The following is an 8,977-nucleotide window of genomic DNA, read 5'->3' as shown; positions in this document are numbered from 1 at the left end:
CAGCCCCACCATCCCGAACAGCGCGTTCAGGCCTCCCGCACCCTCGCCTTGAGAGCTGTTGAGCAGCCACCGCCACACCACGCCGGAGGCCACAAAGGACACCGCCATCGGGAACAGGTAGACCGAGCGGAAGATCCCCTCACCTCGCACCCCCTTCTCCAGCAGGAAGGCCCACAGGATCCCGAGGAAGAGCGTCCCGCCGACGAACACCACGGTCATGATCGCGAGGTTGCGCAGTGAATGCGTGAACCGGTCGTCCTCGAACAGGTTGGTGTAGTTCTCCAAGCCGACATAGTTCTCGGCCGGCGCCGCGGTATGCCGGTCGCTCAGTGACTCGTTGACCGTCGCGCCGATCAGCACATACACGAAGATGGCGATGATGACGATCGACGGAGCGACAAGAAGCAGGCCAGGGCCCCAGTTCCTGATACGGGTTCTCACACGCATGCCCTTTCCGGACTCATGGAAGCCAGGCGGCCCGGGCCAGTGGTCACCCTGGCCCGGGCCGCCTGGCTGTCACTTGAGACGACGTCCCGGTCTTACTGGGCCGTAGCCGACTCGGCCGCGGCCACGAGCTGGTCTTGCAGACCTCCGATGTCGCCGCCGGTGCCGAACTGTCCGACAGCGCTGTTCACCGCGTCGATCAAGGAGACCGGGGCGGCCGAGCCGTGCGCCAGCGACGGCGCGAGGTCGTCGGACGCCCAGTCCTCGATGGCGGCCTGCGAGTAGGGGCCGTACTCGGCCGGATCAGCGTCGGTCCGGGCCGGGATGGACCCCTTGACCGTGTTGAACTCGCGCTGGCCATCGGTGCTGCCGACCACGTCCAGCCAGCACTCGGTCCCGGCACGGTTCGGTGCCCCGACGGGCAGGACGAAGGAGTCGGCCAACCACTGGAAGACACCGTCGGTGCCGGGCGACGGCCACCACACGTAGTCCTGGTCCAGCGTCAGGCCGTCCTCGTCGAACTTGCCCGCGGTCCAGTCGCCCATCAGGGTATAGGCGGCATCCCCATCGGTCACCTTGTTGGCCGCGTCCGGCCAGTCCAAGCCGGCCCGGTCTTCGTTGGTGAACGACATCAACTCGCCGAACTTCTCCAGAGCGGCCGTGACCTCAGCCGACGACCAGTCGGTACCACCGTCGTACAGCCCGCTGTACGCCTCAGGCCCGAGCTCCGCGATCAGCACAGCCTCCAGAAGCATCGTCTGCGTCCAGTCGGTCGCGATCGCCAGCGGCGCATCCACCCCGGCGTCGCGCAGCGCCTGCATGTCCGCCAGCCAGTCGTCGACCGACGCCGGCGCCTGGATGGGAAGCCCAGCATCCTCGAGGACCGTGGGGTTGGCCCATACGACATTCGCCCGGTGGATATTGGCCGGTACCGAGTAGATCGCGCCGTCCACCGTGATGGCGTCGAGGAGGTTCTCCGAGATGTTCTCCGTCAGTCCCCACTCGTCGTAGAGGCCGCTGAGATCCTCTAGCTGATTGGCGTTGATGTAGTCGAGCAGCTCACCACCCGCGTGGGCCTGAAACGTGTCGGGTGGTTCTCCGGTCTGCAACCGCGACGCGAGCACCTGCTTGGCGTTGGAACCTGCACCTCCCGCGACGGCGCCGTTGACGAACTCGAAGTCCGCACACTGTTCGCCGAAGACCGAGACCAAGCCGTCCAACCCGGCTTTCTCTCCGCCTTCGGTCCACCAGGTGAAGACCTCGACCTCGCCGGATCCTCCTTCAGAACCACCGGAGCCTTCGGCGGTCTCATCATCATTGTCATCACCACAGGCGGTGAGAATGAGCGCGACTGCGGCGACACCACCCAACCACGACATACGACGCATCTCGTTGCCTCCTTGCACGGCGTCATGACACACGGCCATCCCGGTCGTGTGCCCAGGGAGCGTATCGACGGCGACGACGATCGGCGTGCCCTTCCCGCAGATATTTGCGGATCGTTAACGCCTATCCAGGCGACGTTGACACTTCATTGACGCGACTCCTGGCCGGGTCGGACACGTACGCGGACGGAGATGACGGTGACGAATACGGCTACACGACCTCAGAAGCCGCGCAGATCTCCCAGGCCGGGCTAGATCAATGCCTCGACAAGATGGTCGCCATATTCCGCGGAACGACGAGATCCTAGAAGTGCCGCTCTCCCACGGTCGGTCTGCCGAGGCGGACGGCGACGGGACGAAATGAGCCCAGACAGGCGCCGGGGCCTGGCCGGATCGAGCTTCGCCCGGCGTCTACCCTGGTCAAGGGTGGCGGAGGATAGGGGATTCGAACCCCTGAGGGATTGCTCCCAACACGCTTTCCAAGCGTGCGCCCTAGGCCACTAGGCGAATCCTCCGTCGAAGAGCGTAACGGACAACCCGGCCCATGTTGAAATCAGGCTGGCCCTGAGCCGGCCTGAGGTGCGGTGGAGCAGGTCAGCCGGCTCGGCGCCCACGCCGCGTGACAGCGAGCGGAGGGTGGATGGATCTGCGCCAGGATCCGGGTACACTGGTCGCCGACCCCCCGTGCGGCGGTATTCCTGCCGAACTCCCCCAGGGCCGGAAGGCAGCAAGGGTAAGTGGGCTCTGCCGGGTGCGCGGGGGGTCCTTTTTCGTCTCCAAGGCTCTTACGGCGGCGGATGCACGGCCCCGGTCGAGAGGACTATGGTTCGCAGAGTGTCGTCCCTCGCGTTGTACCGCACATACCGGCCAGGGCAGTTCGCCGACGTGGTCGGGCAGGAACACGTCACGGTGCCGCTCATGCGTGCGCTGGACAATGACCGCATCCACCACGCCTATCTCTTCTCCGGCCCGCGCGGATGTGGCAAGACCTCGTCGGCACGGATCCTGGCCCGCTCCCTCAACTGCGAGCAGGGCCCGACGGCGCACCCATGCGGTACGTGCCAGTCATGCGAGAATCTCGCGCCCAACGGGGCGGGAAGCGTGGACGTGGTCGAACTCGACGCGGCCACTCACGGCCTGGTGGACGACGCCCGTGAGCTCCGCGAGAAGGCGCACTTCGCGCCCGTGTCATCAAGGTTCAAGATCTACGTCATCGATGAGGCGCACCAACTCGGTCCAGGCGCGGCCAACGCCCTGCTCAAACTCATCGAAGAGCCCCCCGCCCACCTGATGTTCATCTTCGCCACCACGGCGCCGGACAAGATTCTCGGCACCATCCGTTCACGGACCCACCACTATCCGTTCCGGCTTATCCCCAACAAGACGCTCCAACAGAACATGGCCTGGATCTGTGAGCAGGAGGGTGTGTCCATCGAGCCGGGCGCTCTCGCGCTCGTCGCCAGGGCAGGCGCCGGCTCCGCCCGAGACTCCCAGTCGGTACTCGGACAGCTGATCGCCGGCGCCGGCGAGGACGGCGTCACCTACCAGCTCGCGGTCGAACTCCTCGGCTTCACCGATGCGGCGCTTCTCGACGAAGTCGTGGACGCCATCGCCAGCCATGACGGCTCGTCGGTCTTCGCTGCCGTCGACCGCGTCATGGACTCCGGGCATGATCCGCGCCGGTTCCTCACCGACCTTCTGGAGCGCTTTCGAGACCTCGTCGTCGTCCGTGCTGCTCCTGAGGCGGCGGGCCGTGGCCTGATCGACGCGGCCGAAGACCAGGCCGAGCGGATGACGACCCAGGCTTCCCAGTTCGGCGCCTTCGACCTGATCCGGCTGGCCAACATCGTGGACGAGGGCATCACGGCGATGAAGGGAGCCACGCCCACACGTCTCCAGCTGGAGCTGGTGTGTGCGCGGTTGCTGCTGCCCGGAGCGGATGACACCACCTCAGGCGTCCAAGCCCGGCTTGACCGTCTCGAGCGCCGCCTCGCGGGCGCTGCAGAACCGGTGTCTGCGGTGCCGGTGTCAACGCAGCCCATGTCAGCGCAGCCCGGACCCGCACAACCGGTGGCGACGCAGCCCACACCGGTACCCGCTCCCAGTGAGCCGGTGCCACCGGTGGAGCCCTCGCGACCCAACGAACCGATCCCGCCGGCCGAACCACCGCCGCCGGCCGAGCCGGTCCCGCCGAGAGAACCACCGCCGCCCAGGGAACCGGTGCCGCCGGCCGAACCGCCTCCACCGACGGAGCCGGAGCCTGCCGGTGCCGGGTCCACTGCCACGGCCGGTCCCGCCACCGGCGGAGGTACTGGTGTAGCGGACGTGCGACGCATGTGGCCCGAGGTGCTCGCTCGGCTCCGCGAGATCAAGCGGACTCCGTGGAGCCTGATCTCTCAGGAGTCGGTCGTCACCGAGGTGTCGGACGGTGTGCTCACGCTCGCTTTCAGGCAACCGACACTTCGCGACACCTTCAGCCGTCGTGACGACTTCCAGCAATTCGTCCGCCAGGCGATCAAGGAAGTGCTCTTCATCGACGTGCGGATCGAGGCCATCGTCGACCCGTCGGTGGATCCGGCGGCCGCCGCTGCGGGCCACGGCGGCATGTCCGCAGGCGCCAAGGCGCCGGGCCAGGGAACCGGCCGCACGCCGCAGCAGCCTGCCCCCGCACACCCGGCATCCTCCGGGACCACCACGCCCGCGCAACAGCCCTCCGGCCCCCAGGCCGCCGACGGCGGCACTGATCGTCAGGCCACCGCCCCGCCTGAAGAACAGGCTTCCGCTGCAGCGCCGCAGGACGGCGACGGCACGGGAGGTGGCGACGACACCGGGCAAGCGGGTGACGTGGCCTCACCCCCTCGCGGAGCCGCAGCGGCCAGGGCGGCGATCCAGCAGCGAGCGGCGGGCGCCTCCGGTGCCGAGCCACCGCAGACGCCCGGCCAGCCGTCCGGCTCCCATGAGGTCACCGATGACGGCGTCGATTTCGACGATGACGACCTGGACAACTCGGGCGAGACCGAGCAGGAGCTGCTCGCCCGTACGCTGGGCGCTACGGTGATCTCCGAGTCTTAAGAACCTCTGACGTCATGACCGCGTCTACGGCGGTCCCACGACGTCAGGCACGTGCCGTAGGCTCGAACCGTTCGACGTCGCCCGTATCAAGGAGTCCCCGCCATGTTTCCTCCCGGTGGTTCGGAAGGTATCGACATGGGCCAGCTGCTACAGCAGGCCCAGCGTATGCAAGCGGAGCTGATGTCCGCCCAGCAAGATCTCGCCGACAGCGAGGTCACCGGTTCCGCCGGTGGTGGCCTGGTCCGGGCCACGATGACCGGCGGTGGCGAGCTGACCGGCCTGCAGATCGACCCGTCCGTGGTGGATCCGGATGACACCGAGACGCTCTCGGACCTTGTGGTCGCCGCGGTCCGTGACGCACACGCCGAGATTCAGCGGATGGCTACCGAGCAGCTCGGCTCGATCAATTCCGGCGTCGAGGGGCTGCTCGGCGGCTCCGGCGGGATCGAAGGCCTGCTGAGTGGTGCCCCACAGGAGTTGAGCTCGCCGGAAGATGAGGACGACGAGCCAGACGACGACACCCCGCCCGGTTCGCGCGGGTAGGGACCGGCTAGTCCAGGGACACAGACATGTACGAAGGCGCGATTCAAGGCCTCATCGACGAGTTGGGGAGGCTTCCCGGTGTCGGCCCCAAGAGCGCCCAGCGGATCGCGTTTCATATCCTCGCTGCCGATCCGGAGGACGTCCGCCGGCTGACCGCCGCTCTCACCGAGGTCAAGGAGAAGGTGCGGTTCTGCACCGTCTGCGGCAATGTCGCGGAAGACGAGCAGTGCCAGATCTGCCGCGATCCTCGGCGAGATCCGTCGACCGTCTGCGTGGTCGAGGAGTCCAAAGACGTCGTGGCGATCGAGCGGACCCGTGAGTTCCGTGGCCGTTACCACGTACTCGGCGGTGCGATCAGCCCCATCGAAGGCATCGGCCCGGATGAGCTCCGCGTCAAGGAGCTGATGACCCGGCTCGCTGACGGCAATATCACGGAACTGATCATCGCGACCGATCCCAACCTCGAAGGTGAGGCCACGGCGACGTATCTTGCCCGTCTCGTGAAGCCGATGGGATTGAATGTGACACGCTTGGCTAGTGGACTGCCGGTGGGCGGTGACCTCGAATACGCCGATGAGGTCACTCTTGGCCGTGCATTCGAGGGTAGGAGACTGCTAGATGTCTGACGACGCGACCACCGCACGCGGTCCCGCCGACGAGTACGCCGAGTTCGGGGCGGAGATCGCGGACCAGATCGAGAGCTTCCTGCTGGCCGTCAAGGAGATCGCTCGCGGCGATGACCCGGCCAGCACGCTGTCCCTGCTGCTCCTGGAAGTCAGCCAGCTTTCGTTGGCCGGTGGCAGGCTCGGAGCGATCAGCGACATCGTGCCGCAGGAACGTTTCGAACCGGACACCGGGCCGGACGCCGACGTCGACGAACTGCGTGAGCGGCTCGCCAAGCTCCTCGATCCGATCGACACGTATGTCGAGGTGGTGGATCCGGTCGAGCCGGACCGAGGTGTCATCGCGTTCCACCTTTCCGATGACCTCGCGAGCATCGTCGCCGATCTGCTGCACGGACTGTCACATTTCCGCGAGGGCAGAACCGTCGAGGCGCTGTGGTGGTGGCAGTTCTCCTACCTCTCGTCATGGGGATCCAGCTGCGGCGCGGTCCTGCGAGCGTTGCACTCCCTCATCGCGCACACCCGTCTCGACCGGGAACACAATGACCCCAGCCAGGCCGAGGAACAGTCCCTGTTGTCCGAAGTCGATAACTGAGACGTTGTTCCGCGATCTGGACAACTGCCGAATGTGGCCGCTCCTCGAATAGACTGCCAGGGCACGAGACACGTTTAGCGCAAGGAGTACGCCGTGGGCCTGGTCGTCCAGAAGTACGGCGGATCTTCCGTCTCCGATGCCGCGGCCGTCAAACGAGTGGCGCGGCGCATTGTCGATACCAAGAAGGCCGGCCATGAGGTCGTGGTAGTCGTCTCCGCGATGGGAGACACGACGGATGAGCTGCTCGACCTAGCCAAAGAGGTCTCCCCGGTTCCGTCCGGGAGAGAGCTCGACATGTTGCTGACCGCCGGCGAGCGGATCTCCATGGCCGTCCTGGCCATGGCCATCAGCGACCTCGGACACGAGGCGCGCTCCTTCACGGGTAGCCAGGCCGGGGTCATCACCGACTCGATGCATGGCAAGGCGCGCATCATCGACGTCACGCCGGGCCGGATCCGGCAAGTACTCGACGGCGGCGCGATCGCCATCGTGGCCGGCTTCCAGGGTGTCAGCCAGGACAGCAAAGACATCACCACACTCGGCCGGGGCGGATCGGACACCACAGCGGTAGCCTTGGCGGCTGCGCTCAACGCCGATGTCTGCGAGATCTACACCGACGTCGACGGCATCTTCACAGCCGATCCACGGATAGTCCCCGCCGCCCGCAGGCTCCCTCGGATCAGCTACGAGGAAACGCTCGAGATGGCCGCGTGCGGCACGAAGGTCTTGCACCTGCGCTGTGTGGAGTACGCCCGCCGTTATGGCATCCCCATCCACGTACGCTCCAGCTTCTCCACGCTGGACGGCACCTGGGTGTCTGACGAGACCGAAGGAAGTGACCTCATCAATATGGAGCAGCCGATCATTTCCGGTGTCGCACACGATCGCAGTGAGGCGAAGATCACTGTCGTCGGCGTGCCCGACAAGGTCGGTGAGGCAGCCACGATCTTCCACGCGATCGCCGAGGCCGGCGTCAACATCGACATGATCGTGCAGAACGTCTCCGCGGCCGACACCAACCGCACCGACATCTCGTTCACGCTGCCCGCAACGGACGGCCCGGCCGGTATGGAAGCACTCACCGCGGTCCAGGCGCGAGTCGGCTTCGAAGCCCTGCGCTATGACGACGGGGTAGGCAAGGTGTCCTTGATCGGAGCGGGCATGCGAAGTCACCCCGGCGTGAGCGCGAGGTTCTTCGGCTCGCTCGCGGAAGCCGGCGTGAACATAGAGATGATCTCTACGTCCGAAATTCGTATTTCTGTTGTAGTTCGTGGCGAAGACGTGGACACTGCTGTGGGGGCCCTACACCGGGCCTTCGACCTCGACACGGAGGAGGTCGAGGCAGTCGTCTACGGAGGTACAGGCCGATGACAGACAAAGACCTCCCCTCGCTGGCCATCGTCGGTGCCACCGGGGCGGTCGGTACGGTGATGCGCCAGATCCTGTCCACCCGGCAGAACGTCTGGGGTGAGATCCGGCTCGTCGCCTCGGCCCGCTCGGCCGGGCGCAAGCTTCCGGTCCGCGGCGAAGAAGTCGAGGTCCAGGCGCTGGCCCCGGAAGTGTTCGACGGTGTCGATGTCGCGATGTTCGACGTGCCCGACGAGGTCTCCGCCGAGTGGGCGCCGATCGCCGCGGAGCGCGGAGCGATCGCCGTGGACAACTCCGGCTCGTTCCGAATGGACCCGGACGTGCCCCTGGTAGTCCCCGAGGTCAACGCCCGCGCGGCGCGCAACCGGCCGAAGGGCATCATCGCCAACCCCAACTGCACGACGCTGTCCATGATCGTCGTGCTGGGGGCGCTACACGCGGAACTCGAGCTCACCCGCCTGTTCGCTTCGTCGTACCAGGCCGCCTCCGGTGCCGGCCAAGACGGCATCGACACGCTGCACGACCAGCTCAGCAAGGTGGCGGGCAACCGGGACATCGGATCGCAACCAGGCGACGTCCGCCGGGTGGTCGGCGACGACCTCGGGCCGTTCCCCGCTCCGCTGGCCATGAACGTGGTGCCATGGGCCGGATCGCTCAAGGACGACGGCTGGAGCTCGGAGGAGCTCAAGATCCGCAACGAGTCTCGCAAGATTCTCGAGCTTCCTGGGCTCGCGGTCGCCGCGACCTGCGTGCGAGTCCCCGTCGTCACCACCCACTCGGTCGCCATGCAGGCCACCTTCGAGCGTGAAGTCACGGCCGATGCCGCGCGAGAGATCTTGCGGGACGCTCCCGGCGTCGTGCTGTACGACGACCCGGCCCGTGGCGAGTTCCCCACCCCAGCCGACGTCGTCGGAACCGACCCGACCTGGGTGGGACGGATCCGGCGC

8 protein-coding genes, 1 tRNA gene and 1 other RNA gene are annotated in these 8,977 nt (G+C 66.7%); 7 read left to right on the top strand and 3 right to left on the bottom strand.

Annotation, left to right across the window (positions count from 1 at the left end; translation table 11 throughout):
- The 3 genes from ELR45_RS37810 to ELR45_RS13775 form a co-directional block, all read right to left on the bottom strand.
- On the bottom strand, positions 1 to 441 hold a 441-nt coding region (locus tag ELR45_RS37810), incomplete at its 3' end, for a carbohydrate ABC transporter permease (RefSeq protein ID WP_205856567.1).
- A gap of 98 nt (positions 442 to 539) precedes the next feature.
- Positions 540 to 1,832 carry an ABC transporter substrate-binding protein gene (locus ELR45_RS13780; RefSeq protein ID WP_129666888.1) on the bottom strand — a complete coding sequence of 431 codons (1,293 nt, stop codon included), beginning with the start codon at positions 1,830 to 1,832 and terminating at the stop codon, positions 540 to 542.
- A gap of 424 nt (positions 1,833 to 2,256) precedes the next feature.
- Positions 2,257 to 2,344: transfer RNA gene (locus tag ELR45_RS13775), tRNA-Ser, on the bottom strand.
- Positions 2,345 to 2,502: 158 nt separating this feature from the next.
- Here ELR45_RS13775 and ffs point away from each other — a divergent pair.
- The 7 genes from ffs to ELR45_RS13740 all read left to right on the top strand — a co-directional run.
- Positions 2,503 to 2,600, top strand: an RNA gene (gene ffs / locus ELR45_RS13770) — signal recognition particle sRNA small type.
- A 63-nt stretch (positions 2,601 to 2,663) separates the two neighbouring features.
- Positions 2,664 to 4,901, top strand: a complete 2,238-nt coding sequence (locus ELR45_RS13765; RefSeq protein WP_129666886.1) for a DNA polymerase III subunit gamma and tau — start codon at positions 2,664 to 2,666, stop codon at positions 4,899 to 4,901.
- A gap of 102 nt (positions 4,902 to 5,003) precedes the next feature.
- Positions 5,004 to 5,444, top strand: a complete 441-nt coding sequence (locus ELR45_RS13760) for a YbaB/EbfC family nucleoid-associated protein (protein ID WP_129666884.1) — start codon at positions 5,004 to 5,006, stop codon at positions 5,442 to 5,444.
- A gap of 26 nt (positions 5,445 to 5,470) precedes the next feature.
- The gene (gene recR / locus ELR45_RS13755; RefSeq protein WP_129666882.1) at positions 5,471 to 6,070 is read left to right on the top strand and encodes a recombination mediator RecR; all 600 of its coding nucleotides are present in this window, start codon (positions 5,471 to 5,473) and stop codon (positions 6,068 to 6,070) included.
- Positions 6,063 to 6,662, top strand: a complete 600-nt coding sequence (locus tag ELR45_RS13750; RefSeq protein WP_129666880.1) for a DUF5063 domain-containing protein — start codon at positions 6,063 to 6,065, stop codon at positions 6,660 to 6,662. Before recR ends, ELR45_RS13750 begins: the two co-directional genes overlap by 8 nt.
- A gap of 93 nt (positions 6,663 to 6,755) precedes the next feature.
- On the top strand, positions 6,756 to 8,033 hold the full coding sequence (locus ELR45_RS13745) for an aspartate kinase (RefSeq protein ID WP_129666878.1): 1,278 nt from the start codon (positions 6,756 to 6,758) through the stop codon (positions 8,031 to 8,033).
- Positions 8,030 to 8,977, top strand: a 948-nt coding sequence (locus tag ELR45_RS13740; protein WP_240759691.1) for an aspartate-semialdehyde dehydrogenase, incomplete at its 3' end; no start/stop codon positions are given. The genes ELR45_RS13745 and ELR45_RS13740, both read left to right, overlap by 4 nt.

This window comes from Phytoactinopolyspora endophytica, assembly GCF_004138495.1.
GTDB classification, from domain to species: domain Bacteria; phylum Actinomycetota; class Actinomycetes; order Jiangellales; family Jiangellaceae; genus Phytoactinopolyspora; species Phytoactinopolyspora endophytica.
The sequence above is the reverse complement of the archived record's forward strand: the minus strand, read 5'-3'. Positions and strand labels throughout refer to the sequence as shown.

What these genes read in the sequence shown, in the direction of transcription:
- ELR45_RS13780 (WP_129666888.1), bottom strand. Translation starts at nt 1,832, where the DNA reads ATGCGTCGTATGTCGTGGTTGGGTGGTGTCGCCGCAGTCGCGCTCATT.
- ELR45_RS13760 (WP_129666884.1), top strand. Translation starts at nt 5,004, where the DNA reads ATGTTTCCTCCCGGTGGTTCGGAAGGTATCGACATGGGCCAGCTGCTA.
- recR (WP_129666882.1), top strand. Translation starts at nt 5,471, where the DNA reads ATGTACGAAGGCGCGATTCAAGGCCTCATCGACGAGTTGGGGAGGCTT.
- ELR45_RS13750 (WP_129666880.1), top strand. Translation starts at nt 6,063, where the DNA reads ATGTCTGACGACGCGACCACCGCACGCGGTCCCGCCGACGAGTACGCC.